We start from the raw sequence: 25,612 nt of genomic DNA, 5'->3' as shown, positions 1-25,612 counted from the left end.
GGCTTTTGATTCTGCCAGATGTGAATGCGTCTATGAGAGCCGGGTATCAGAGGTTCTGGGCAAAGTCAGCGGACCGCCGCCAAAGGTGGGGCGATCCGCTGCTGGGTCGGCTACTCGGCGCACTGGTGCTTTTGTTATTCCGGTCTTATCAGAGCGGCGGGCGACCCGGGTACAAGTCGTCTCCGGCGGAGCTTGTCACCTGTATAGACGCAGGACGAATCACAGGTCAAAGCAAAAGCGAATCAGCCGCCGATAAAACGAATCGTTGCGATTCGGTTAAGCGGTGGGCGCGGCGGCGCCTCTATGCCGATGCGGCCCCATCACTGCCGCGGCACCAAGGATCAGCCCTGAGACGGTCGCGATCATCCCCGCCGCCGAGACCGAATCCCGCAGCCCGATCCACAGCGGCCCGTAACCTGCCAAGACATAGCCCAAAATCGCGGCCACGGTGGCAAAACCCACCGACCATGCGATCTGATGCTCTAGCCGGTTGGTCATCATCCGCGCGGCAGCGGGCGGGCAGATGAACATGGCGATCACGATGATGCTGCCCACCGCGTCAAAGGCAGCCACGGCGGCAATGGCGGCAACGATCACCAGCCCGAGGCCCAATGGGCCGGTCTTCATCCCGATGGTGCGGGCAAAGCCTTCGTCGAATGTGCTGATCTTGAGCGGACGCCAGAACACCGCCGTGAAAAGCGCCACGAAAAGAAACGTGACCGCCATGCGCGGCAGCTCCACCGGGATGGTCGCCAGCGCCTCGGGGTCGAGCAGCGACCCCCAGCCGGTCGCATCCAGCCAGATCAGGCTTTCGAGATTGCCATAAAGCGCATGTTCCACGTCGAGATGCACATTGCTGGTGTCGGATTGTTCCAGCAGCAGCACGCCGCCCGCGAACATCGCGGTAAAGACCACGCCCATGGCCGCGCCGGATTCGATCTTGCCCAAACGCCGCACGCCTTCGATGGCCAGCACGGCGACCAGCGCCGCGCCCGCCGCGCCCAGCAGCATCGGCCAAGTGCTGACCACACCGGTCAACAGGAACGCCACGACGATCCCCGGCAGCACCACATGGCTGATCGCATCGCCGATCAACGCTTGGCGGCGCAGGACAAGGAAGTTCCCCGGCAAGGCGCAGGCCACCGCCACGAAGATGCCCGTCAGCATCGGCACCAAAGACAGGGGGACGAATTCGGAACCGTTCATGCCATCACCCCGCCGCGCATGTCGATGCGGCTGTCGATTTCACGGATTTGGTCGGCGGTCAGCACTGTCTCAATGGGGGTCAGACCGTCATATTGCTGGGCCGCCGCCTCGTAAGCCGGATCGCGGCGGATCAGTTGCCAGCGGGTTTCATCGCGCAGCGCCTTGGCCGCACGGCCCCGGCCCGCCTTGGTGGCGACCCCATCGGGCAGGGCGTAGCCTTCGGCCCGCAGCAGGCGCAGGGTCAGTTGTTCATAGATCGGCTGCCCATGGGCCAAGGCCAAGAGCCCTTGCCGCAGATGGACCCGACGCTGATAGCGCCGATGCCGCAGTAGCGCCGACAGCGCCCCGCGCCCCGGTGCCAGCAACAGCGATAGCGCAAAGAGCGCGAAGCCCACCAGAACGATGATCGGCCCCGTCGGCAGGTTCGGCTGCGCCGCCGACAGCGCCGCGCCGATATAGGCCGCGATGCCGCCGAGCGCGCCCGAGATCAGCACCACATGGTCGGTTCGCTCGCTCCAGAAACGCGCGGTGACGGGCGGGATGATCAGCAGCGCTACGATCAGGATCAGCCCCACGATCTTGAGCCCAACCACTGTCACGGCCAGCACCAGCCCCATCATCGCCAGATCCGTGCGCGGCACGTTCTGCCCGATGGCGGTGCCATATTCAGGATCGAAAGAGGCCAGCGTCAGCGGGCGGCGCAAGAGCAGCACCAGCGCCAGCGTCAGCGCCGCCGCCACGGCGATGATCAAAGCATCGTTGCGCAGCATCCCGGCGGTGGAGCCGAGCAAAAAATCTTCCAACCCCGCCTGACGCCCCGCGCTCATGGTCTGGATCACCGTGAGCAGCACGATGCCAAGGCCAAAGAAAACCGAAAGGACCGAACCGATCGCCGCATCTTCGGCCAGTCGCGTGCGGTTGCTAAGCCATGAGACCAAGAGCAGCCCCACGCCCGCCGACAGGGCGGCCCCCAACAGCAGGCCGATCAGGTTGCGCCCATCGCCGCCCAAAGCGACCATCACCATGAAGGCCAACGCCACGCCGGGCAGTGTCGCATGCGAAATTGCATCGCTCACCAACGCCCGTTTGCGCAGAAACAAGAAGGTGCCGCCGACGCCTGCCGCCATGCCCAAAAGCGTGGCCCCCAGCGTCACCAGCGTGGCGTTATAGCCCAGTTGCAGTGTCAGCGCGTCCCAGATCATGACAACTGCAAAGCATCCATCTGCGCGCCCGCCAAACGCCCGCCATAGGCGTCTTGCAGGTGGTTGGACTTGAAAACCTCAGCGACACTGCCTTCGGCCACGCGGTGGGTGTTGATCAGGAAGACATTGTCGAAATACTCAGGCACCGTGGACAGATCATGGTGCACGGCGACGACCGTCTTGCCCGCATCCCGGAGGGATTTCAGCACAGCGATGATCGCCTTTTCCGTCGCCGCATCGACCCCGGCAAAGGGTTCGTCGAGCAGGTAAAGGTCTGCATCCTGCGCCAAGGCCCGCGCAAGGAACACCCGCTGCTGCTGGCCGCCCGAGAGTTGGCCGATCTGGCGGGTGGCGAAATCCTCCATCCCGACGCGGGCCAGACAATCGGCGGCGCGGGCGCGGTGTACGGGGCGGATGCGGCCCAGAAGGCCCAGTTGCGGGTAAAGCCCCATCAGCACCACGTCGATCACGCGGGTTGGGAAATCCCAATCCACGCTCGCACGCTGCGGCACATAGGCGATGCGGTGGCGCTGCTCGGCCACCGGCTTGCCATAGACGGTGGCGGTGCCCGCCAGCGGGGTAAGGATGCCCAAAGCGGCCTTGAGCAGCGTCGATTTCCCCGCCCCGTTCGGCCCGATGATCGCCGTCATCTTGCCCGGCTCGACGGTCATATCCACCGAAAAGACCGCAGGCTTCTGCCCGTAGGATACGGTCATCCCACGCAGGGCGAGCGGGCTGTCGGCGCGGGCGGTCGGCGCGGTCTCACGCGTGCTGGCGAGTTCGAGTGTCATGGATCAGCTTCCCTGTGCCAGCTTGCCGGTCATCCCGCCCGCATCCACCGGCGCGCCAAGCGCGCGGGCGATGGTGGTGACGTTGTGATCGATCATACCGATATAAGTGCCCTCATAGCTGCCCGGTTCCCCCATGGCGTCACTATAGAGCGACCCGCCGATCACGACCTCATGACCGCGCGCCGCAGCCCCCTCGACCAGTGCGCGCATGTTACGGTCGGACACCGAGGTTTCGACGAAAACCGCGCCGATCTCGCGTTCGACAAGCTCATCGACGAGCGAAGAGATGCGATTGAGCCCCGCCTCGCTGTTGGTCGAGATGCCTTGAATGCCGATCACCTCGAAGCCGAAGGCGCGCCCGAAGTAGCTGAAAGCATCATGCGCCGTGACCAAGACGCGCTGGCCTTCGGGCACCTGCGCCACGGTCTCGGCGGCATAGGCGGCGAGTTGGTCCAGTTCCGCACGGTAGGTCTTGGCATTCGCGGCAAAAGTCTCGGCCCCTGCCGGATGCGCTTCGCTCAGCGCGCGGGTCACCTCATCCACCACGGCGGTCCATGTGTTGGGGTCCATCCAGACATGCGGGTCATAGCGGCCCTCGTAATCCGGGTGGCTAAGCAGCCCCTCCTTGGGCAGGGCTTCGGCCACGGCGATCACGGCGCGTTTGCGACCCAGATCCTCAAAGAACCGCTCCATCTGCGCCTCAAGGTAAAGGCCGTGCCAGAGCACCAGATCGGCGCGGGTCAGAGCGACGATGTCGCTGCGCGTCTGGCGGTAGCTGTGTGGATCGACGCCCGACCCCATGAGCGAGCGGACCTCGACCAGATCGCCACCAATGCGCCGGGCGGCGTCAGCGATCATGCTGGTGGTCGCAACGACGTTGAGCTTTGGCGCGGCAAAGGCGGCGGGCGCGGCCCCGAGCAGGGCAAATGCGCTCAGGCCGCCGATCAAAGCGGTGCGGCGCGACGGGCGAAACGGATCAGATGCATGTGTCATGAAGGTATTAGTGAGAACGATTCTCAATTAAGTCAACAGTTGAGAATGGTTCTCATTAACAATTTCCACATTTCGCCTGTTTTTGAGGCATTCGACCGGTGACGCGGGGTTAGCGTCGCTTGCTTTGGCCCCTGCCCCATGCCATTTTGCGCGCCTGACCAAACCGGAGAGACCCCGATGGCCACCCAGACGACCCCGCAGCACCGTGACACAGAGACCGACGCGCCGGGCCATCTGCCCCAGGTCACCGAACCCCGCGTCGAACCGATGCCGCTTGATATGGATTGGCTGCGCTCGGTGCAGGCGAACACCTCGGCGATCGAACGCCGCGCCGCCGCCCTGCCCGCCCGCCGTTCGCTGAAAAAGGACCACCAAGCCGCGTGGCTGCTGCGCGCGGTGACCTGTATCGACCTGACGACCCTTTCGGGCGACGACACCGCGCGCCGGGTCGAGCGGCTTTGCGCCAAGGCGCGCCAACCGATTGCGCCCGATCTGCTCGAAGCGCTTGGCATGGCGCCGATCACCACCGGCGCGGTCTGCGTCTATCACGAGATGATCCCCGCCGCGCGGCGCGCGCTGGAGGGCACGAACATCCCCATCGCCGCCGTCTCAACCGGGTTCCCGGCAGGGCTGTCGCCCTTGGAACTGCGCATTCGCGAGATCGAGATGAGTGTTGAGGCCGGGGCAAGTGAGATCGACATCGTGATCTCGCGCCGTCATGTGCTCTCGGGCGACTGGCAGGCGCTTTACGATGAAATGCGCGCCTTCCGCGAGGCCTGCGGCGAGGCCCATGTGAAGGCGATCCTCGCCACCGGCGAATTGGGATCGCTGCGCAATGTGGCGCGCGCGTCGCTGGTTTGCATGATGGCCGGGGCCGATTTCATCAAGACCTCGACCGGCAAAGAAAGCGTGAACGCCACCCTGCCCGTGAGCCTCGTCATGATCCGCGCGATCCGCGAGTATTACGCGCGCACCGGCGTGCGCGTGGGCTACAAGCCCGCGGGCGGCATCTCGAAGGCCAAGGATGCGATCACCTATCTGGCGCTGATGAAGGAAGAGCTGGGCGACCGTTGGTTGCAGCCTGACCTGTTCCGCTTTGGGGCGTCCTCGCTCTTGGGCGATATCGAGCGGCAGTTGGAGCATCATGTGACCGGCAACTATTCGGCGGCTTACCGCCACGCGACCGCCTGAGCCCGTTGCAGGCTGCGGGAAGGTATTTGGAAAAGGATGAAGGCATGAGCGTGTCCGACATATTCGAAAGCATGGAATACGGGCCAGCCCCGGAATCGGCGGCAGATGCGCTGGCGTGGATCGTCGATCAGGGCGGGCGGTTTGGCCATTTCATCGATGGCGCCTTCACCGCACCGGGGGCGGGGTTTGACAGCACGAACCCGGCGACGGGTGAGGTCTTGGCCAGTTTGACGCAGGCGTCGCAGGGCGATGTGGATGCCGCCGTGAAGGCGGCGCGCAAGGCGCAGCCCAAGTGGGAGAAGCTTGGCGGCCATGGCCGGGCGCGGCATATCTATGCGCTGGCGCGGCTGTTGCAGAAACACGCGCGGCTGTTTGCGGTCTTGGAGGTTTTGGACAACGGCAAGCCCATTCGCGAGGCGCGCGATATCGACGTGCCCTTGGCGCAGCGGCATTTCTATTATCACGCAGGCATGGCGCAGTTGATGGAGAGCGAACTGCCCGATGCGCAGGCGCTTGGGGTTTGCGGGCAGATCATCCCGTGGAACTTCCCCCTGCTGATGCTGGCGTGGAAGATCGCGCCCGCACTGGCGATGGGCAATACCGTGGTGTTGAAACCTGCGGAGTATACCTCGCTGACGGCGCTGCTTTTTGCTGACATTTGCCGTCAGGCGGGCTTGCCGAAGGGTGTGGTAAATATTGTCACCGGTAATGGCGCTGTTGGCGAGATGATTGTTACCCATGAGGATATCGACAAGATCGCCTTTACCGGCTCCACCGCCGTGGGACGCCGCATTCGTGAAGTGACGGCAGGCTCGGGCAAGGCGCTGACCTTGGAGTTGGGCGGCAAGTCGCCCTATATCGTCTTTGATGACGCTGATTTGGATAGTGCTGTCGAAGGGTTGGTTGACGCGATCTGGTTCAATCAGGGTCAGGTCTGCTGTGCCGGCTCGCGCCTGCTGGTGCATGAGCCGGTGGCGGATCGCTTCTATGCCAAGCTGCGCGCGCGGATGGAGAAGCTGCGCATCGGCGATCCGCTCGACAAGAGCATCGACGTGGGCGCGCTGGTCGACCCGGTGCAATACAAGCGCGTGAGCGAGATGGTCGAGGCCAATACCGCCGGTGAGCGTTTCGTGGCACCGGGGGCGATGCCAGAGAATGGCTGTTTCTATCCGCCAACGCTGATCACCGGGCTGAACCCCGCCGATCGGCTGATGCAGGAGGAGATTTTTGGGCCAGTTCTGGTCTCGACCACCTTCCGCACGCCTTCGGAGGCGGTGCAGTTGGCCAACAACACGCGCTATGGGCTGGCGGCGACGGTCTGGACCGAGAATGTGAACCTCGCCCTCGACATCGCGCCGCAGTTGGAGACCGGGATTGTCTGGGTCAACGGCACCAATATGATGGACGCAGCCGCTGGTTTTGGCGGCAAGCGTGAGAGCGGCTTTGGCCGCGAGGGTGGCTGGGAAGGTCTGGCGGGCTATACCAAGCCCAAGACGGCGCGGAAGCCTTTGAAGGAGATCGAAGCCTTCTCAGGTGAGGGTGCGCCGGAGGATGGGATCGACCGGACCGCGAAGCTTTATATCGGTGGCAAACAGGCGCGGCCCGATGGCGGCTATTCCGCGCCGGTTTGGGGCAAGTCGGGCGGGCTGTTGGGGCATGTGAGCCTCGCCAACCGCAAGGACCTGCGCAATGCAGTCGAGGCGGCGCATGCGGCGAAGGGCTGGTCGAAAACCACCGGCCATCTGCGGGCGCAGATCCTGTACTACATTGCCGAAAATCTCTCGGCGCGCGGGGATGAATTCGCAGCACGTCTGGATGCGATGCAGGGCACGAAGACGGGCCGTAGGGAGGTCGATGCGGCCATCGACCGGCTGTTCACCTATGCCGCTTGGGCCGATAAATACGACGGTCAGGTGCACAGCGTGCCGATCCGCGGCGTGGCGCTGGCGATGAAGGAACCCGTGGGTGTGATCGGCGCGCTTTGTCCTGCCGAGGCGCCTTTGCTGGGGCTGATTTCCTGCATGGCCCCCGCCATCGCCATGGGCAACCGGGTGATCCTTTCAGCCTCCGAATCCTTCCCGCTGGCGGCGACGGACTTCGTTCAGGTGCTTGAGACATCGGACGTGCCCGCGGGCGTGGTGAATATCCTGACCGGGCCGCAAGCGGAGCTGGCCGAGGCGATGGCGCGTCATATGGATGTGGATGCGGTCTGGTCCTTCGGCGCCGCGGCGCTTTCCGGCATTGTGGAGAAAGGGGCCGCGAGCAATATCAAACGCAGCTGGGTCAACCACGGCATGGCGCGGGATTGGTTCGGGGCCGAGGGCGCGGGGCGCGACTTCCTGCAGGCCGCGACCGAGGTCAAGAATATCTGGGTGCCCTACGGCGAATAACGCCCACCGCCCGGCCTAAGCAGAAGCGCCGCCCCCTTTCGGGAGCGGCGCTTTTTTCATTCCTGCGCTGTGTCTGCGGCCTCTAGCCCTTCGGGCTGGCCGACAACAACGAAATGCAGGTTCTCGGGCTCCAACAGCTCGGCGGCGACGCGTTTGACATCTTCGAGCGTGACCGCCTCAACCCTGTCGTTGCGGGTGGCGATATAGTCGGTTGGCAGGCCCAGCATCTGCATGCCGACAAGGATGTTGGCGATGGGCGTGTTCCCATCGAAGCGCAGCGGATAGGCGCCGGTGATATAGGTTTTGGCGGCGTCCAGTTCCTCTCGCGTGATGCCTTCGGCGGCGGCCTTGGCCCATTCGGCGCGGATCACCTCAATCGCTTCGGCGATGCGGTCATTGGACGAGCTGACGGAGCCGAGATAGGTCTCGGCCAGATCACGCGGGGCGAGGTAGGAATAGACGCCGTAGGTCAGGCCACGTTTCTCGCGCACCTCGGTCATCAGCCGGGATTCGAAACCGCCGCCGCCGAGGACGTGGTTCAGCACCGTCGCGGTGAACCAATCGGGATCGTCCTGCGCGATGCCGGGCTGACCAAAGAGCGCGACGGACTGCGGCGTCGCGAAATCGACCACCGTGGTGCCGCTGGAAATATCGACCTCGGCCCGGGGCGGCATCGGCGCGCCTTCGGCGGGCAGCCCCCCCAGCAGTCTGTCGAGCATCTGGCCCAATTCTTCGGGTGTGATGTCGCCCACCGCGCCAACGATGATGCGGTCGCGCGCCAGCACCGCGCGATGCGCGGCGAGCAGATCGTCACGGGTCAGGCCCGCGACGCTTTCCAACGTGCCGTTCAGCGAACTGCCATAGGGGTGATCCCCAAAGGCGATCCGGTCAAAGGTCTGCTGGGCGATTTTGTTGGGGTCTTTCTGGTTCGACTGGATGTTCGAAATCACTTGGCCGCGCACCCGCTCAATGGCGTCTTCGTCGAAACGCGGCTCCTGAAGGGCCGCGCGCAGAAGGTCGATTGAGGGCGCGCGGTTCTCGGTCAGGAAACGTGCGGAGACGGAAAGCGCATCGTCAGAGACATCAAAGCTGAGGTTAGTGGCCAGCGCTTCGGTCGCGCGGCTGAAGGCGCGGGCGTCCATCTCGCCCGCCCCTTCTTCCAAGAGGCCGGTCATCAGGTTGATCGCACCGCGTTTGCCGGGGGCATCGAGTGATGCGCCGCCCCGGAAACGGATCTCCAGCGCCACGAAGGGGATCGAGTGTTCCTCGACCAGCCAAGCGGTGATGCCGCCGGGGCTGGTCACCTCCTGAATATCGACCTCGGCTCGGGCGGGGAGTGCGGCAATTACCGTCAGGATCAGGGCATAGATCAGTCTCATTGCGCGTCCTCCTTCATCAGCCAACCGGTGACCGATGCGCGTTTGTCGAACAGGTCGCGGGCGGCCTGCATGATGTCCTCGGCGGTGACGGCCTGAAGCACATCGGGCCATGCCTGCACGTCTTCGACCGTGAGGCCGATGGCGAGGGCCGAACCATAGCGGTGCGCCACGCGGTCCGCGTCGTCGCGGGCGTAGATTTGATCGGCGCGCAACTGCGCCTTGAGACGTTCGAGGTGTTCTGGGTCGACACCGGCCTCCATGAACTGCGCGAGCGCCTCGTCCAGCGCCTCTTCGGCCTGTTGCAGGCTGACGCCGGGCACGGGCAGCACGACGAGGTCAAAAGTCGTTTCGTCCAGCGTGTCGGCCTTGTAGAAGGCGCCGGTGTAATTGGCGATCTGCGCGTCGAATTGCAGTTTCTCGGCAAGGTAGGACGTGGTGCCGCCGCCCAGCAATTCGCTGAGCAGCAGGAGCGCCGCCGCTTCCTCCTGTTCGCCGCTGTCGCGTTCTTGGGCAAGATAGGAGCGGCGGACATAGGGCTGGGCCACGCGGGCGTCTTTGTAGATCAACCGACGCTCGGCGATCTGGGGCGGCTCTTCGGTGCGCAGACGCTCGGGCAGGTCAGGGTTGGCGGGGATTTGGCCATAGGTGGCCTCCGCCAGTTCGCGCACTTCCTCTGGCGTCACATCGCCGGAGACCACGAGGATGGCGTTATTGGGCGAGTAGTAGAGTTCATAGAACGACAGCGCATCTTCGAGGTCCAACTCCTCCATCTCATGTTTCCAGCCGATGATCGGCACGCCGTAGCGGTGGTTGAGATATTGCGCGGCGTTAAGTTGTTCGCTGAACAGCGCGGCGGGGTTATTCTCGGTCCGCTGGTTGCGCTCTTCGAGGATCACATCGCGTTCGGTTTCGATGTTTTCGGGGGTCAAACGGATGTTCTTCATCCGGTCGGCCTCCATCTCCATCATCAGGCCAAGGCGGTCTGCCGCGACGCGCTGGTAATAGGCGGTGTAATCGTAGCTGGTGAAAGCGTTGTCGCGCCCGCCGTTGGCCGCCACCGTGGCGGAAAATTCGCCCGATTCCAGCTTGTCGGTGGCTTTGAACAGCAGGTGCTCAAGGAAATGCGCCACGCCGGATGACCCTTTGGGCTCATCCGCCGAACCTGCGCGGTACCAGACCATTTGCTGCACGACCGGGGCGCGGTGGTCTTCGACGACCACGACCTCCATACCGTTATCAAGAGTGAAATGGGTGACCGCTTCGTTCTCGGTCTGCCCCGCCCGTGCGGCGGGGGCTGTGAAAAGCGTCGCCACCAGGGCCGCCATCATCGGCAGTCGGATCATTGCTTACCTCGAAATATATCGCCTGCCGCATTACCTACGCGGTCTGGCGCTACTTTCAAGAAGCCTAGCGAAAACGTGTGTCCTGCGGCGGGTAGGACGGCGTGCGCCCGCCTGCCCTGCGCCAGCGCTCCGCCTCGCTATGGGGGTCGAGGATCATGCGCTTGTAGGCTTGGCCGTAGCGATCAACCGGCACGATACGGAATTGGGTGAAACGGCCCTTGCGCTTGCGGAATTTCGCGTCGGCCTCGGCCAAGCTCTCACGGATGCCGGGCTGCACGCCCATCCGGCCCGCATGTTGGACCAGCGCCGCATCCCCCGCCGGGATGCCAGCAGAGGTATCCAAACGCCCGCCGAATGCCGCCACCCCTTCGGCCACCGCCGAGCGGTCGGTCAGGTTCGCCTGCCCCGGCGCCGGCGTGGGTAGGGTGTTCAGGTTGTCGGGACGCTCCAGCGGCTTGACCGGTTGGATCAGGAACTCATCAGGCCCTTCAGAAGTCGGCTGCAAATCGCGAAGGCCCTGATTGCTGCAGGCGGCGAGGGCCAGCGGGATCAAGCTGATGAGGGCAATGCGGCGCATGGTGTCTCCTTTCGGGGTCTGCTTGTTCAATATCGCAGGCAAGCGGGCAATGTCACTGACCTTTTTTGCCCCGGCGTTTGGGCGCGCTTTTCGGCTCTCCGGTAAAGAGGATCAGCCCCAAGGCCCCGGCAAAGATAAAGACATCCGCCAAGTTGTAGACGAAAGGGTTATTGATGCCGCAGCAGGAGTTGTTCAGGAAATCCAGCACATAGCCATAGATCAGCCGATCCGCCACATTCGCCAGCGCCCCGCCGACCAGCAAACCGCCGCTCAGCTGCGCCCAGCGCCCATGCGGGCTGCGCCAAAGCCACAGGGTGACGCCCGCGCAGATCACCAGCGCCACGACAATCAGCACCCATTGGCTCATGTCGCCGCCGAGGCCAAAATTGATGCCCCGGTTTTCCCCATAGCGGAAATTCAGCACCGGCGGCAGCACGTCGATGGACCGGACACGTGCCAGTTCCATCATGTGAATGACCACATATTTGCTGATCTGGTCGATCAGAAAGGCCACGAAGGCCGCGATGCCGAATGTCCGCATGGGGCTCCCCTTCGTTTAGTGCCGGAAGTGGCGCATGCCGGTGAAGACCATGGCAAGCCCCGCCTCATCCGCCGCCGCGATCACCTCGTCGTCACGCATGGAGCCGCCGGGCTGGATCAGCGCCGTGGCACCGGCCTTTGCCGCGGTGATCAGACCGTCGGCGAAGGGGAAGAAGGCATCGGAGGCCACGACCGAGCCCTGCGTCAGGGGTGCGTCGATGTCCATCACCTCGGCCATGTCTTGGGCCTTGCGCGCGGCGATGCGGGTGCTGTCCACGCGGCTCATCTGGCCCGCGCCCACGCCCACGGTGGCGCCATCCTTGACGTAGATGATGGCGTTGGACTTGACGTGTTTCGCCACGGTCCAAGCAAAGAGCATGTCATCGAGCTCCTGATCCGACGGCTGGCGCTTGGTCACGACTTTCAGGTCATCGCGCGTGATCCGGCCCACGTCCTTGTCCTGCACAAGGAAGCCGCCTGAGACCTGCCGCACCGCCAGTTCGGCGGCGGTCGGATCGGCGAGGCCTTCGGTGGTTAGCAGGCGCAGGTTCTTCTTGGCGGCGAAGATGCGCTTGGCATCTTCGTCCGCGCCGGGGGCGATGACGACTTCGGTGAAGATCGCGGCGATGGCCTCTGCCGTCGGCCCGTCCAGCGGCTGGTTCAGCGCGATGATGCCGCCGAAGGCCGAGGTGCGGTCACAATCGAAGGCGCGGGTGTAGGCTTCCAGCAGCGTCTCGCCACGGGCCACGCCGCAGGGGTTGGCGTGTTTGATGATGGCGCAGGCGGGGCCGTCCTTGGGGTCGAACTCGCTGACCAGCGCAAAGGCCGCGTCGGTGTCGTTGATGTTGTTGTAGGACAGCTCCTTGCCCTGATGCTGCACCGCGTTGGCCAGACCGGGGGCGTTCGAGCCATCGGTGTAGAAAGCCGCCTGCTGATGCGGGTTCTCGCCATAGCGCAGGGTCTGGGCCAGCGTGCCGCCGAAGGTGCGACGGCGCGGCGTGGCCTCGACCTGCGCGGCCATCCATGTGCTGACGGCGGTGTCATAGGCGGCGGTGCGGGCATAGGCGGTCTGGGCCAGACGCTGGCGCAGGGCATAAGTGGTCTGGCCGTCGTTGGCCTCCAGCTCCGCGATGACCTCGGCGTAATCCTCGACATCCACCACCACGTTGACGAAACCGTGGTTCTTGGCCGCCGAGCGGATCATCGCCGGGCCGCCGATGTCGATGTTCTCGATCACCTCGGCGTATTCCGCGCCCTTGGCGACGGTTTCCTCGAAGGGGTAGAGGTTCACCACCACCAGATCGATCGCGCCGATGTTATGTTCGTTCATCGCGCCGACGTGTTCGTCATTGTCGCGCAGGGCTAGCAGACCGCCGTGCACGACCGGATGCAGCGTTTTCACGCGCCCGTCCATCATCTCGGGAAAGCCGGTCACATCGGCCACATCCAACACCTCAAGCCCCGCGTCGCGCAGCGCTTTCGCGGTGCCGCCGGTGCTGAGCAATTCGACGCCCCGCGCCACCAAAGCCTTGCCAAGGTCCAAAAGACCGGTCTTGTCGGATACGGAAAGCAGGGCGCGTTTGATGGGATAGAGGTCGGGCATGGGGCTGGTTCCTTGGTCAGTCTTCATCAGCATAGGGATCGTCGATCGACAAATCTCGCACGCCAATCGCAGTTTCCTGCGCTTTTGACAACGACCAGCGCACCCGCGTGGCATAGTTCATGGCATAGCCCGAGAGCACGACCTGCTGCGCGGCGCGCGGTTTCAGGCGGGTTGTCTCAAGGTAAACCCCCGGTTCCAAAGACAGATTATGCGTGCCGTCATGGCGAAACACCCAAATCTCCCCGCTTTTCAGCGCCATTGAGATCGCAGCCCCGCCAAGGTCCAGCGTGGCATCCACATCCGGGTGCAGGTGAAACCGGATGTCGAAAGCGACCCCCTTTGACTGGGCGGCGTTCAGCACTTTGTCAAAGCGCCGCTTCTCCGCCCCCTCGATCGCCAGCAGCATATCCTCCCCCGAAAGGCCGCGCCCGTCTGCGGTCAACTCCAGCCGCCGCGCATGGGTCAGACCGTGGCTGCGCAGATAGGCGTCATGCGCGCCTTCGAAACGCAGCCCATCCGCCGCCTCTCCGATCTCGACGGGCACGTGGCGCGGGCCCGCGATCAACGCCTCCGCCCCGCTATGGGGGTCAGGCTCCGCCAGTCGCGCGCTGGAATGGCCGACGAGCGACAGGGCCGAATGCGACGGCGTGGCCCGCCCCGCCCGCCGCCACTCCAGCCCGAAGGACGCGCCGGAGCCGCAATTCACCACCAAGGGCCGCCGCCCCGAGGTCAGCTCAAACGCCAATGTCGAGGCATGGGCGTTGGTCGAGGCCGCACCGCTTGGCGGGGCTGCCGCATCGACGATCACGCTGGTGCGGCCTGCGGACAGCCTTGCAAAGCCCATGGCCAGCCCATCGGGCTGCCGCGTCCTGACCTTTGCCGCCGCCAGCGCGTGGTCCAGCCAGCCCTCCATGCCGCGCCCGCCGCCGTGAAACCGCGCCAGCGCCCCATCCGCATGGCGCAGGCTGCGCAGGGTCGGCGCGATGCGCTCGATTGCGGTCAGATGCTCCTTGGGCGTGCTGCGGCCCGCATCGCTCAGCGCGGCGGCGGCCCATGTCAGCAGGGTGAAGACGGCCAGCAGTTCCTCGGGGTTGCGCGTGGGCAGCCCCCCCTCGGCATCGATCTGGCTGGCGCATTCCCGGGCGAGCGCCTTGACCGCCGGATCGGCCAGTTCCGCCAGCCCCTCAAGCGACAGGCTGGCATAGATCAGCCCGGCCAGCGCCTCAAAACGCGGCAGGCCGGGGGCCGCCCCGCGCCAGCGTTTCGACAGGAACCGGGTCTGCCGTTCGAGGGATCGGTAGAAGGCGTCGCTCTGCTCGGCCTCGGTCCCGCGCAACAGGAAAAGCGCGTGGTTGATCCAACGGATCAGCCGCCGCCCGGTCAGCGCCGGGGTCCAGCCCGGCCCCTGCCCGCGCCCGAAACGGTCGACCCAGCCCCAAAGCCACGCCTGCGCCGCCCCCCGCGCCCGCGCATCGCCCACGGCGGCGAGGTCATCGAGCCATGCAAAACCGTGCAATTCCGCGGCAAAGGCGGGGTCAGGCGGGGTCAGGTCCCACATCGCGGTCTGCGGCGCGGTCAGCAGGCTTCCGGCAAAGAGGTAATTGCCCGCCATCAACTGCCGCCCCCGCGCGAAAGAGCCGATGGTGCGCGGCTCGGGCGAAGAGGTGAACGCGACGACCCGCCCCCGGCCCCGGGTCGCACGCCAAGCGTGCCAGCGGTTCAGAAACCGCGCCCTGCGGGCCATGACGCTGGAAAGATTAATCATATCAAGCTGCCCCTGACGCTCTGCTGGCGTTTGGCGGCAGCATAACCGCGGCCCCACAATGAGTCACCGGATTTTCCCCGCGCGGCGGAGGATCGGCGGGGAACCGACGCTTGCCACCGCGCGGCGGCGCGGCCTAAACAGGGACACCCCAAGCGGAGCCGCCGATGATCGCCAGCCTGATGATGTACCTGCGCCCCGAGACCGCCGAGGCGACAGGGCGCTTCTGGGCGTTAATCCGTGACGGGCTGCGCGCGCAGGGCATCCCGGCCCCGGAAAGGCTGAGCAATGATGCCGAGGAATTCGCCGTCTGGACCGCGGCGGACCTCACCCTTTCCCAGACCTGCGGGATGCCTTACCGCCTGTGGCTGCACGACCGTGTCACGCTGATCGGCACGCCCGACTTTGGCGTCGAAGGCTGCCCGCCAGGGTATTACAACAGCGTTTTCGTGGTCCGCGCCAATGATCCCCGTGAAACAATTTCCGATTTCCACGCGGCGCGCTTCACCTGCAACCAAACATTCTCGCAATCAGGCTATGCCGCCCCCTACGCGCATTGCCGGGCGCGGGGCTTTTGGTTTGTAGAGCGTAGCCAAAGCCACGGTCACCGCGCCTCGGCCAAGGCTGTGGCCGAGGGGCGCGCGGATATCGCGGCGCTGGATGCAGTGTCGTGGCGGCTGGTCGAAGCCCATGACGCTTTCGCGGGTGACCTGCGGGTGCTGGAACGCACGGCCCCGACCCCCGGTCTACCCTATATTGCGGCGGCGGATGCCGATGCGGTGGCAACAGCCGCGGCGATGCGCGCGGCCATCGCCGGGCTTACGCCGGAAGACGCCGCCACACTGGGGCTGCGTGGGCTGATCGACATTCCGAAAGCGGCCTATCTCGCCGTGCCCTCCCCACCCGACGGGGCGTGAGGGTCAGTCCTTGCGCAGACAGGCAATATAGAACCCGTCCATCCCGCCTTGATCGGCCCAGAAATCGGGGCGCAGGCGCAGCCCGCCCTCTTCGGTATGCCAATCGGCCTCGACCCCCGGCAGTTCCAGCGCGGCGGTGTCGACGGTCATGTCGCCATGCCGCTCCAAGGCTTCGTCGACCTGCACCTCGCCCTCGTCCGGCAGCAGGCTACAGGTGCAGAACACCAACCGCCCGCCGGGCTTGAGCAAGCTCCAAGCATGGTCGATCAACTCGGATTGCAGCTCGATCAGATCACCGAATTCCGATCCATCCTTCGCATAGGGCAGGTCCGGGTGGCGGCGGATGGTGCCAGTGGCGGAGCATGGCGCGTCCAGCAGAATGGCGTCGAATGTGCCCTGCACGGCGCGCGCATCCTTGGTCAGCGTCTTGGCCTTCAGCCCGACGCGGGCGAGGTTTTCCTTCACCCGCTGCATCCGGGGGTGCGACTGATCAACGGCGGTGACGGCCGCCCCCGCGGCGGCCAGTTGCATCGTCTTGCCGCCCGGCGCGGCGCAGAGGTCCAGCACCGTCTCGCCCTCCTTGGGCGCCAGCACCCGCACCGGAATCGCGGCGGCGGCATCTTGCACCCACCAGTCGCCCTCGGCAAAGCCCGGCATGGTTGAGACCTGCCCGGCATCCGTCACCCGAACGGAGCCTGTCGGCAGCAGTGTGCCCCCCACGGCCTCTGCCAAAGCGGCGGCGTCGCCCTTGGCGGTCAGATCAAGCGGTGCGCCCGCGAAATGCGCCTGTTCCATCGCGGCCATGGCATCGGTGCCCCAAGCCTTAGCCAGCGGTCCGCGCAGCCATTTCGGCAAACGCGGCGCGCGCAGGGCATCCCACGCCTCGGGCCCCTGAGCGGCGATCTTGCGCAGCACGGCGTTGGTCAGCCCCTTGAGATGGCTCAGCGTGCGGTGTTGCGAGACGAGGTTCACCATCGCATTCACCACCCCATGCGCGGCCCCGCCATGACAAAGCTCGACCGTGCCGACCCGCAGCACATTGCGCACGGTCAGCGGCGGTGCCTTTTGCAGGTGCTTTTGCAGCAACCGATCCGCCCGCTCCAACCCGCGCAGCGTGTCCTGCGCCAAACGCTGCGCCCGCGCCCGATCATCGGGGGGTAGTTTGTCCAGCGCGCCCGCGGCAAGAAGCTCGGACATCAGCCGCGGCTCATCGCCCAAGATCATATCCAGCAGATATACCGCGCTTCTGCGGGCCTGAACGCCTGTGTCTGCCATGGTCATATCCTATCTGGGTCTGGCTTGAGGGGTTGCCGGGTTGTCTGGGCCAGCGGGCGACGTATATCAAGGGAGAACTTGGCTCAAGAGGACCATGATGCCCGATCAACGCCCCATTCCCGACAGCAAACCCGGCCCTGATCCCACGCCCAGCCCCGCGCCGGACCTGCCCCCGCAGCCCAAACCGGGGCCGAAACCGATCCCCGACACGCCGCAAGACCCGACGCCAGCGCCCGGCCCCGATCTGCCCGCCGCCGCCCAGCGCGCCTTGGCCGAGGCTGCCGCCCGGCGTGAGGCGGCAGCCGCGCTTGACATGCCCACCGAACTTGGCGGGCGCGATGGGCCAGAGCCTGTGCGCTATGGCGATTGGGAAAAGAAGGGCATCGCCGTCGATTTTTAAGCGCCTCAGCGCAGGGTCAGCACTGCCGACTCCCCCGCGCCCCTGTCAGAGGTAAAGCGGAGCTTCGCGCCATCGCGGGTGACCAATTGGCAGTTATAGCCTAGATCCTTGCCGCCCCAGACCAGCGTGCGGCAGAAATAGCCGTCTTGCCACGACCACTTGCCGGTGACTTCCCAAACCGCGCCCTTGCCGGAAATGACCCCGCCGGAGGTGACCCGCAGATCGACCAGCGGGCGGGTCAGCCTTTTGCCATTCACCGCCGCAACGAAGTCTGACTTGTTCTGAATACGGGCATATTCCGCCGCAGCGGGCAGACCGACAGCCGCGAGCATCGCTGTCACGGCCAGTGCAAAGGTAATCTTCATCGAAACCTCCCTTGGGGTGAGTTGCCTGAGGCACTCACGTAGCCAAGGAAGGTAAAGTTTCAGACAATTTGCCTGCGCCTCAGCCCTTCAGGCCAAGCACGTCCAGCATGTCATACTCGCCCGGCGCTTTGCCCTGCCCCCAAAGCGCGGCCTTGAGCGCCCCGCGGGCGAAAAGCGCACGGTCCGAGGCGACGTGGCGCAGGATGATCCGCTCTCCGGCGGCGGCGAACATCACGTCATGTTCGCCCACGATATCGCCGCCCCGGATCGCGGTGAAACCGATATCGCCCTTTTGCCGCGCGCCGGTGATCCCATCGCGGCCCCGGTCCGAAACATCCGCCAGTTTGACCCCGCGCCCTTCGGCGGCGGCTTCGCCCAGCATCAATGCAGTGCCCGAGGGGGCATCGACTTTCTGATTGTGGTGCGATTCGATGATCTCAATGTCGTAATCCACGTCCAGTGCGGCGGCGACCTGCCGGGTGAGCTGCGTCAGCAGGTTCACGCCGAGGCTCATGTTCCCCGCACGGACGATGACGGCCCCCTGTTCGGCGGCAGGGGCAAGCTGCGCGATCTCATCTTCGGTCATGCCGGTGGTGCCGATGACATGGACGATGCCAGCCTTGGCGGCCTCACCGGCGAAAGCGATGGTGGCCTGCGGCGCGGTGAAGTCGATGACGGCCTGCACCTTGCCAAACGCCTCTGCCGCATTGTTTGTCACAGTCACGCCCGAGGCCGTGCCGCCCATCGCCTCGCCCAGATCGCGGCCAATCCAGTCATGGCCCGGACGCTCTAGCGCCGCGGCCAGATGCATTTTGTCGCTTGCGTTGATCTCACGGATCAACATTCGGCCCATGCGGCCAGAGGCGCCGGTGACGGCAATGCCGGGGGTCTGTGTCATACTCGGTCTCCTGCGGTTCTGGCCGTGACTGGCAGGGCCGGTTTAGCCCGTCGCGGAGCGCTTGGCAAAGTGCAACCGAAGCCTTAGATGGGGGGCATGGCAAAGAACAAGTTTCATGAGGGCCCCGGCCCGTCGCAACGACAACTCCGCGTGGGCGAAACCGTGCGCCGCGCCTTGTCCGATGTCCTCGCACGCGGGGATGTGCATGACACCGATCTCAATCGGATGTCGATCACCGTGGGCGAGGTGCGCATCTCTCCCGACCTCAAGATCGCCACGGCCTATGTGCTGCCTTTGGGCGGGGAGGGTCAGGATGAGGTTCTCAAACTGCTGGCCCGCAACAAAAGCGAATTGCGCCGTCAGGTCGCCAAGAAACTGACGCTCAAATTCTCGCCCGACCTGCGCTTTCAGTTGGACCAGACCTTTGACCGGATGGACGACACCCGCCGCATGCTGAACCAAGAGGTGGTGCGCCGCGATGCGGATGCCCCCGATCACGATGATGCGGGCGACAGCGCCGACGGCGCGCCGGACCAGTGATCCGCGCGGGTCTGATCGCATTCGCGCTGATCGCGCTGAAAGGCACGCCTGCGGACGCTGCCGAATGTCGCAACATCACCTTCGACGGCAGTTCCTACACGATCTGCGAAGTCGATCTGGAGCGGGATGACCTGCGGCTTTTCCTCAACAACGAGGCGGGCGCGCCCTATGGGTTCTTCGGCTCGCTTGACGAGGCGCTGAAAGCGCAGGGACTGCGGCTTGGTTTTGCCATGAACGCGGGAATGTACCACGAAGACCGCTCTCCGGTCGGGCATTACATCGAAGAAGGGGTCGAGACGCGCGGCGTGATCGACAGTGCTGGCCCCGGCAATTTCGGCCTGCTGCCCAATGGGGTCTTTTGCTTGCGCGAGGGCCGCGCCGATGTGATCGAGACCAAGCGCTATCTCAAGGCCAAACCGAACTGCCGTTTCGCCACGCAATCCGGCCCGATGCTGGTCATCGACGGGGCGCTGCACCCGCGATTCCTGCCCGACAGCACCTCGCGCTATATCCGAAACGGGGTTGGCACCACGGCAGATGGCAAACGCGCGGTTTTCGCGATTTCCAACGATGTGGTCACCTTTCACGAATTCGCCCGGCTCTACCGGGATGAGTTGGACCTGCCTAACGCGCTGTATTTTGACGGCAATATCTCGCGCCTGCGCGCACCCGGCCTCCGCCGCAGCGGGGCGGGCTTCACCACCTTGGGGCCGATCGTGGGCATCGTGACGCCCGCAAAGTAAGCTTTTCCCCGCTTGGGGGCTGGGCAGCGCGGCGCGGCTCCGATAGAGGGCAGCACCACAAAAGCGAAGGGGCAAGACATGGCACGCAAACGCAAGGGTCGCGATATTTCCGGTTGGCTGGTGGTGGACAAACCCGCTGGCCCCACCTCGACCGCCGTGGTCAATAAGGTCCGCTGGGCGCTGGAGGCCAAGAAGGCGGGCCACGCAGGCACGCTCGACCCCGAAGCGACTGGCGTTCTGGCCATTGCCTTGGGCGAAGCAACCAAGACCGTGCCCTATATCACCGACGCGCTCAAAGCCTATGAGTTCACCGTACGTTTGGGGATCGCCACCAATACCGACGACGCCGAAGGCGAAGCCATCGGCACCTCTGACCTGCGCCCCGATGACGCCGCGATCAAGGATGCGCTGAACGGCTTCATCGGTGACATCCAGCAGGTGCCGCCGCAGTTCTCCGCCGTAAAGATCGACGGCCAACGCGCCTATAAACGCGCCCGCGACGGCGAAGAGATGGAGATCGCCGCCCGCCCCCTATGGGTGGAAAGCCTGCTGCTGGTCGACCGCCCCGATGCCGATCATGTCACCCTTGAAATGGTCTGCGGCAAGGGCGGCTATGTCCGTTCCATCGCGCGCGATCTGGGGCAGAAGCTTGGCTGTCTCGGCCACGTCCGCGAATTGCGCCGCACATGGTCCGGCCCGTTCGAGGCAGGCAACGCCCTGACGCTGGCGCAGGTCGATGAGCTGGCCCGGACACCGAAACTCGACACCTATCTGTTGCCACTGGCCGAAGGGCTGGCCGAGCTGCCCGAGGTCAAAGCCACCCCCGAAGGCGCCACCCGCCTGCGCAACGGCAACCCCGGCATGGTCATCGCCCATGACGTGGAATATGGCGATGAATGCTGGGCCTCGCTCGATGGGCAGCCTGTCGCCGTGGGCCGCTTCAAGGCGGGGGAATTGCACCCGAGCCGGGTGTTCAACCTGTCGTCGGACGCGAATGAGGGCTGAATGGCCCTGATCACCCGCAGCCACACCAAGGGCGACGCCCCTTCGACCGCGGTCTATTCGCCCTGCGAGCAGTACCGCTACAGCCTCACGCGGGTTTGGGACAGCGCGGCACCGCGGGTGATGTTCGTGATGCTCAACCCCTCCACCGCGACCGAGGTGCAGAACGACCCGACGGTCGAGCGCTGCGAGCGTCGGGCGCGGGTGCTGGGCTTTGGCGGCTTCCGGGTGACCAATATCTTCGCCTTCCGCGCCACCGACCCGCGCGACATGCGCGCAGCGGCCGATCCCATCGGCCCCGACAATGACGCCACGCTGGTCGAGGGGGCCGATTGGGCCGACCGCATCATCGCCGCTTGGGGCGTGCATGGCGCCCATCTCGACCGCGGTCTGGCCGTCGCCGCACGACTGGCTGAGGGGGCGAAACCGCTCTACCACCTTGGCCTCTCCAAAGCCGGGCATCCCCGCCATCCGCTTTACCTGCCCTACACCCAAGAGCCGGTTCTGTGGCAGCCGGAGCCCCCGGCGCGGGCAGGTATTCGTTAACCATTTCCCCGCTATTCCTTTGATTTTACAGCCACCACATGCCCTTTTGAAGCTAGGACGATGTGTGGGGCATCAAGCAATCAACGGGTGGAACTGCGGATGTTGTGGCTGGCTGGGGTAATGGGTCTGATGGCGGTCGGCGCCGTCACTTTCGTGGAAATCGAAACACCGCCGGAGGACGCGTTGCCTGAGGGGGACAGCCCGGGCGGCGGTACCACCACGGTCGGAGATATCCTGTCGGGCAGCGATGGCGGTGAGACGGTGCAGGGCGGCCCCGGCGACGACCAGCTTGGCGGCTACGGCGGGGAGGACCTGCTTCGTGGCGGCGGCGGGGATGATGACCTGCACGGCCACGGCGGCAATGACACGCTCCAAGGTGGCGCGGGCGGCGACATCCTGCATGGCAATGACGGGGATGACGACCTTTTTGGCGGCGCGGGCAACGACAGCCTCTTTGGCCACAATGACGATGACTTTCTATATGGCGGGGCGGGCGATGATGCGCTGCAAGGCGCGGCGGGGGATGACCTGCTGGAGGGCGAAGCCGGAAACGATGCCCTGCAAGGCGGGCTTGGCGACGATGCGCTGCGCGGCGGCGCGGGTATGGATACGCTCTTTGGCGGCTGGGGCGACGACACTCTCACCGGGGCGGATGACCTACACAGCCCCGATTTCCTGAACGGCGGCGGCGGCGACGACCTGATAATTGCGGGCGCCGGGGATGTGGTGACCTCGGGCGACGGCACCGATCAGATCGCCTTGGGGGACTGGATCGGCCAAGGCGGGGCGGCGCAGATCACGGACTACCACGCGGCGGACGATTCGCTGCTCTTTGTCTGGGACGACAGCAGCGCGGGCGGGGCGGAGCCGCCGCTCTCCATCCTGCCCGACCCGGAGGATGCGGATCAAACCCTCGTCCTGCTGAATGATATCATCGTCGCGCGGGTGGCGGGGGACAGCATCACGCTCGACGATATCGCGTTGATCCCACTCTCTGCAGCCTTCGACCTCGGCCTCGCGGCCTAAGGCGGGCCGGAGCCCATGCGCAAATCACCCTTTGCCAAAGGCGGAAATTCCTCCTATACGCCCCCAATCGCCTGCTGATTCCGTCAGCGGGTGATATCTCCATGGGCCTGCGCTGGACGACATCCCGGCCTGCGCCATCCATTTTAACTCTTTTCGAAAGGAGACCCCGATGTCGATCACTGCTGAAGAAAAAGCAAAAGTCATGAAAGAATTCGGCACCAAAGAAGGCGACACCGGTTCGCCCGAAGTTCAGGTTGCCATTCTGACCTCGCGCATCACCACGCTGACCGAGCACTTCAAGACCCACAAAAAAGACAACCACGGCCGCCGTGGTCTTTTGAAAATGGTCGCGACGCGCCGCAAGCTGCTGGATTACGTTAAGGCCAAAGACGAGTCCCGCTATCAGGACCTGATCAAACGCCTCGGCCTGCGCCGCTAATCGCGCGCAAGCCGCCGGAAGTTCCGGTGACAGGACGACCAAAACCTCCCGGCCCCCGCCGGGAGGTTTTTTGTTGCGCGCAGACCGCAGCCCGCTGCGGCGGAGAGAACCCGCCGCTTATGGCCCCGAGACGACAGAACACTTCCCATTTGCCATGAAAACATGTATGCCCGCGCAATCTGAAATCCGGCGCCCGGACTCCAGCGCCTGAAAAAGAAGATACCGGAGTCAGGGGCAATACGGCCCCTATGCAATGGCCAATGGGCCAAAAAGGAAACGTAGATGTTTAATGTAACGAAAAAATCGATCCAGTGGGGCGAAGAGACGCTGACACTGGAAACCGGTAAGGTTGCCCGTCAGGCGGACGGGTCGGTGATTGCCACGCTGGGCGAGACCAGCGTCATGGCCAACGTGACGTATGCTCGTCAGCAAAAGCCGGGCCAGGATTTCTTCCCCCTGACCGTGCACTACCAAGAGAAATACTATGCCGCCGGTAAAGTACCGGGTGGCTTCTTCAAGCGTGAGGCCCGCCCCACCGAGAAAGAAACCCTGACCGCGCGTCTGATCGACCGTCCGATCCGCCCGCTCTTTGTCCCCGGCTTCAAAAACGAAGTTCTGGTGATGTGCACCGTGCTGAGCCACGATCTGGTCAACGACCCCGATATGGTCGCCATGATCGCCGCTTCCGCCGCGCTGACCATCTCCGGCGCGCCCTTCATGGGTCCGATCGCGGGCTGCCGTGTGGGTTATGAGGGTGGCGATTACGTCCTCAACCCGACAATCGACGACATGCAGGACCTGCGCCTGAACCCCGATCAGCGCCTCGATCTGGTCGTCGCCGGCACCAAAGACGCCGTGATGATGGTCGAATCCGAAGCCTATGAGCTGTCGGAAGAGGAAATGCTGGGCGCCGTTAAGTTCGCTCATGAGCAGATCCAGCCGGTCATCGACCTGATCATCGATCTAGCCGAGGAAGCCGCGAAAGAGCCTTTCGACTTCCAGCCCGAAGACTATTCCGATCTGTCGGCTGCCGTGAAAGCCGCTGGCGAAGACGAAATGCGCGCCGCTTTCGCGATCGTGGACAAGCAAGAGCGCACCGCCGCCGTTGCTGCCGCCCGCGAGACGATCAAGAGCAAGCTCACCGAAGAGCAGCTTGAGGACAAGAACCTCAGCTCCGCGATGAAGGGCCTTGAGGCCAGCATCCTGCGCGGCGACGTGGTGAAAACCGGCAAGCGTATCGACGGTCGTCGCACCGACGAAATTCGTGACATCGTGGCCGAAACCGGCATCCTGCCACGGACCCACGGTTCGGCGCTGTTCACCCGTGGTGAAACGCAAGGTCTCGTCGTGACCACGCTCGGCACCGGCGACGATGAGCAGTTCATCGACGCGCTACACGGCAACTTCAAATCGAACTTCCTGCTGCACTACAACTTCCCGCCCTACTCGGTCGGCGAAGTGGGTCGCGTGGGCCCTCCCGGACGCCGCGAAGTCGGCCACGGCAAGCTCGCATGGCGCGCCCTGCAGGCGGTTCTGCCCGCGGCAACAGACTTCCCCTACACCATCCGTCTCGTCTCCGAGATCACCGAATCCAACGGCTCCTCGTCGATGGCATCGGTCTGCGGTGGCTCCCTGTCCATGATGGACGCCGGCGTGCCGCTGAAATCGGCCGTGGCCGGTGTGGCGATGGGTCTGATCCTCGAAGAAGACGGCTCCTACGCGATCCTGTCGGACATCCTCGGTGACGAAGACCACCTCGGCGACATGGACTTCAAGGTTGCGGGCACCGAAGCCGGCATCACCTCGCTGCAGATGGACATCAAAGTCGCAGGCATCACGCCCGAGATCATGGAGAAAGCCCTGGCGCAAGCCAAGGAAGGCCGTATCCACATCCTCGGCGAGATGAACAAGGCGATCTCGGGTGCCGCGGACTTCTCCGTCCACGCCCCGCGCATCGAGACCATGCAGATCCCGACCGACAAGATCCGTGAAGTGATCGGTTCCGGCGGCAAGGTCATCCGCGAGATCGTCGAAGTCTCCGGCGCTAAGGTCGACATCAACGACGAAGGCATCATCAAGATCGCCAGCCCGAACGGCGACGCGATCAAGAAGGCCTACGACATGATCTATTCGATCGTGGCCGAGCCCGAAGAGGGTGCCATCTACACGGGCACCGTCGTGAAGATCGTCGATTTCGGCGCCTTCGTGAACTTCTTCGGCAAGCGCGACGGTCTGGTGCATGTCTCCCAGATCGAAAACCGCCGCCTGAACCACCCTTCGGACGTTCTGAAGGAAGGTCAGGAAGTGAAAGTCAAGCTTCTGGGCTTCGACGATCGCGGCAAGGTGCGCCTGTCGATGAAAGTCGTCGATCAGGAGACCGGCGAAGAGATCACTGCCGAGAAGAAAGAAGCGGCAGAGGGTTAATCAAAACCTGCTGCGGACCCTCACCGGGGTCCGCAGTTTCCCCTCAGGGCAGTACGAGAC

At 64.6% G+C, this 25,612-nt stretch carries 24 protein-coding genes; 11 read left to right on the top strand and 13 right to left on the bottom strand.

What is annotated here, in order from left to right:
• Positions 1 to 276: 276 nt before the first annotated feature.
• Genes ACGYLX_RS12155 through ACGYLX_RS12140 form a run of 4 tightly spaced genes read right to left on the bottom strand, consistent with a single transcriptional unit; the run spans position 277 to position 4,192 of the window.
• Positions 277 to 1,206 carry a metal ABC transporter permease gene (locus ACGYLX_RS12155; protein ID WP_067266712.1) on the bottom strand — a complete coding sequence of 310 codons (930 nt, stop codon included), beginning with the start codon at positions 1,204 to 1,206 and terminating at the stop codon, positions 277 to 279.
• The gene (locus tag ACGYLX_RS12150) at positions 1,203 to 2,408 is read right to left on the bottom strand and encodes a metal ABC transporter permease (protein ID WP_394449738.1); all 1,206 of its coding nucleotides are present in this window, start codon (positions 2,406 to 2,408) and stop codon (positions 1,203 to 1,205) included. Before ACGYLX_RS12150 ends, ACGYLX_RS12155 begins: the two co-directional genes overlap by 4 nt.
• Complete coding sequence (locus ACGYLX_RS12145; RefSeq protein ID WP_394449736.1) at positions 2,405 to 3,199, bottom strand: metal ABC transporter ATP-binding protein; 795 nt, start codon at positions 3,197 to 3,199, stop codon at positions 2,405 to 2,407. The genes ACGYLX_RS12150 and ACGYLX_RS12145 overlap by 4 nt, the downstream gene beginning before the upstream one ends.
• A 3-nt stretch (positions 3,200 to 3,202) precedes the next feature.
• Positions 3,203 to 4,192: a metal ABC transporter solute-binding protein, Zn/Mn family gene (locus ACGYLX_RS12140; protein WP_394449734.1), complete on the bottom strand. Its 990-nt coding sequence runs from the start codon at positions 4,190 to 4,192 to the stop codon at positions 3,203 to 3,205.
• Positions 4,193 to 4,369: 177 nt separating this feature from the next.
• On the opposite strand from ACGYLX_RS12140, the gene deoC reads away from it, so the two are divergent.
• Together deoC and ACGYLX_RS12130 are read left to right on the top strand one after the other, a co-directional pair.
• A complete protein-coding gene (deoC, locus tag ACGYLX_RS12135) occupies positions 4,370 to 5,383 on the top strand; it encodes a deoxyribose-phosphate aldolase (protein ID WP_394449732.1) in 1,014 nt (337 codons plus the stop codon).
• 44 nt (positions 5,384 to 5,427) lie between these two features.
• Positions 5,428 to 7,773, top strand: coding sequence for an aldehyde dehydrogenase family protein (locus tag ACGYLX_RS12130; RefSeq protein WP_394449730.1), 2,346 nt, complete (start codon positions 5,428 to 5,430; stop codon positions 7,771 to 7,773).
• 56 nt (positions 7,774 to 7,829) lie between these two features.
• On the opposite strand, the gene ACGYLX_RS12125 is transcribed toward ACGYLX_RS12130, so the two are convergent.
• The 6 genes from ACGYLX_RS12125 to ACGYLX_RS12100 form a co-directional block, all read right to left on the bottom strand.
• Positions 7,830 to 9,152, bottom strand: a complete 1,323-nt coding sequence (locus ACGYLX_RS12125; RefSeq protein ID WP_394449728.1) for a M16 family metallopeptidase — start codon at positions 9,150 to 9,152, stop codon at positions 7,830 to 7,832.
• A complete protein-coding gene (locus ACGYLX_RS12120; protein ID WP_394449726.1) occupies positions 9,149 to 10,495 on the bottom strand; it encodes a M16 family metallopeptidase in 1,347 nt (448 codons plus the stop codon). Before ACGYLX_RS12120 ends, ACGYLX_RS12125 begins: the two co-directional genes overlap by 4 nt.
• Before the next feature lie 64 nt (positions 10,496 to 10,559).
• Positions 10,560 to 11,072: a DUF3035 domain-containing protein gene (locus ACGYLX_RS12115; RefSeq protein ID WP_394449724.1), complete on the bottom strand. Its 513-nt coding sequence runs from the start codon at positions 11,070 to 11,072 to the stop codon at positions 10,560 to 10,562.
• Between the two features lie 52 nt (positions 11,073 to 11,124).
• Entirely contained in the window at positions 11,125 to 11,613 is a 489-nt protein-coding gene (gene lspA / locus ACGYLX_RS12110; RefSeq protein WP_067266723.1) for a signal peptidase II, read from the bottom strand.
• Positions 11,614 to 11,628: 15 nt separating this feature from the next.
• Positions 11,629 to 13,215, bottom strand: a complete 1,587-nt coding sequence (gene purH, locus ACGYLX_RS12105; protein WP_394449722.1) for a bifunctional phosphoribosylaminoimidazolecarboxamide formyltransferase/IMP cyclohydrolase — start codon at positions 13,213 to 13,215, stop codon at positions 11,629 to 11,631.
• Between the two features lie 16 nt (positions 13,216 to 13,231).
• A complete protein-coding gene (locus ACGYLX_RS12100) occupies positions 13,232 to 14,980 on the bottom strand; it encodes a heparinase II/III family protein (RefSeq protein ID WP_394449720.1) in 1,749 nt (582 codons plus the stop codon).
• 164 nt (positions 14,981 to 15,144) lie between these two features.
• Here ACGYLX_RS12100 and ACGYLX_RS12095 point away from each other — a divergent pair, with 164 nt between their 5' ends.
• Positions 15,145 to 15,894, top strand: coding sequence for a phosphate/phosphite/phosphonate ABC transporter substrate-binding protein (locus tag ACGYLX_RS12095; protein WP_394449718.1), 750 nt, complete (start codon positions 15,145 to 15,147; stop codon positions 15,892 to 15,894).
• Positions 15,895 to 15,897: 3 nt separating this feature from the next.
• Here the strand turns inward: ACGYLX_RS12095 and ACGYLX_RS12090 are convergent, their stop codons facing one another.
• Complete coding sequence (locus ACGYLX_RS12090) at positions 15,898 to 17,169, bottom strand: RsmB/NOP family class I SAM-dependent RNA methyltransferase (RefSeq protein WP_394449716.1); 1,272 nt, start codon at positions 17,167 to 17,169, stop codon at positions 15,898 to 15,900.
• Positions 17,170 to 17,368: 199 nt separating this feature from the next.
• Here ACGYLX_RS12090 and ACGYLX_RS12085 point away from each other — a divergent pair, with 199 nt between their 5' ends.
• Positions 17,369 to 17,569: a DUF1674 domain-containing protein gene (locus tag ACGYLX_RS12085; RefSeq protein ID WP_271689916.1), complete on the top strand. Its 201-nt coding sequence runs from the start codon at positions 17,369 to 17,371 to the stop codon at positions 17,567 to 17,569.
• Between the two features lie 5 nt (positions 17,570 to 17,574).
• Here ACGYLX_RS12085 and ACGYLX_RS12080 read toward each other — a convergent pair whose 3' ends face one another.
• Together ACGYLX_RS12080 and dapB are read right to left on the bottom strand one after the other, a co-directional pair.
• On the bottom strand, positions 17,575 to 17,934 hold the full coding sequence (locus ACGYLX_RS12080) for a dihydrodipicolinate reductase (RefSeq protein ID WP_394449714.1): 360 nt from the start codon (positions 17,932 to 17,934) through the stop codon (positions 17,575 to 17,577).
• A gap of 79 nt (positions 17,935 to 18,013) precedes the next feature.
• Complete coding sequence (dapB, locus tag ACGYLX_RS12075) at positions 18,014 to 18,832, bottom strand: 4-hydroxy-tetrahydrodipicolinate reductase (protein WP_394449712.1); 819 nt, start codon at positions 18,830 to 18,832, stop codon at positions 18,014 to 18,016.
• Between the two features lie 96 nt (positions 18,833 to 18,928).
• On the opposite strand from dapB, the gene rbfA reads away from it, so the two are divergent.
• The 7 genes from rbfA to pnp all read left to right on the top strand — a co-directional run bounded on the left by rbfA (position 18,929) and on the right by pnp (position 25,552).
• Positions 18,929 to 19,372, top strand: coding sequence for a 30S ribosome-binding factor RbfA (gene rbfA / locus ACGYLX_RS12070; protein WP_271692916.1), 444 nt, complete (start codon positions 18,929 to 18,931; stop codon positions 19,370 to 19,372).
• A complete protein-coding gene (locus ACGYLX_RS12065; protein WP_394449710.1) occupies positions 19,369 to 20,115 on the top strand; it encodes a phosphodiester glycosidase family protein in 747 nt (248 codons plus the stop codon). Before rbfA ends, ACGYLX_RS12065 begins: the two co-directional genes overlap by 4 nt.
• 78 nt (positions 20,116 to 20,193) lie before the next feature.
• The gene (gene truB, locus ACGYLX_RS12060; RefSeq protein ID WP_394449708.1) at positions 20,194 to 21,120 is read left to right on the top strand and encodes a tRNA pseudouridine(55) synthase TruB; all 927 of its coding nucleotides are present in this window, start codon (positions 20,194 to 20,196) and stop codon (positions 21,118 to 21,120) included.
• 6 nt (positions 21,121 to 21,126) lie between these two features.
• Positions 21,127 to 21,663 (top strand): DUF1643 domain-containing protein, encoded by a 537-nt coding sequence (locus ACGYLX_RS12055; RefSeq protein WP_394449806.1) that lies wholly within the window; start codon positions 21,127 to 21,129, stop codon positions 21,661 to 21,663.
• 99 nt (positions 21,664 to 21,762) lie between these two features.
• A complete protein-coding gene (locus ACGYLX_RS12050) occupies positions 21,763 to 22,689 on the top strand; it encodes a calcium-binding protein (protein ID WP_394449706.1) in 927 nt (308 codons plus the stop codon).
• Between the two features lie 169 nt (positions 22,690 to 22,858).
• Entirely contained in the window at positions 22,859 to 23,128 is a 270-nt protein-coding gene (gene rpsO / locus ACGYLX_RS12045) for a 30S ribosomal protein S15 (RefSeq protein WP_067266742.1), read from the top strand.
• Between the two features lie 282 nt (positions 23,129 to 23,410).
• Complete coding sequence (pnp, locus tag ACGYLX_RS12040) at positions 23,411 to 25,552, top strand: polyribonucleotide nucleotidyltransferase (RefSeq protein ID WP_394449704.1); 2,142 nt, start codon at positions 23,411 to 23,413, stop codon at positions 25,550 to 25,552.
• The last annotated feature ends 60 nt before the right edge of the window (positions 25,553 to 25,612 follow it).

Source organism: Sulfitobacter sp. 1A13496 (assembly GCF_043557225.1).
GTDB lineage: Bacteria > Pseudomonadota > Alphaproteobacteria > Rhodobacterales > Rhodobacteraceae > Sulfitobacter > Sulfitobacter faviae.
Note: the sequence above shows the minus strand (reverse complement) of the source record. Positions and strands in the feature narration are given on the sequence as shown.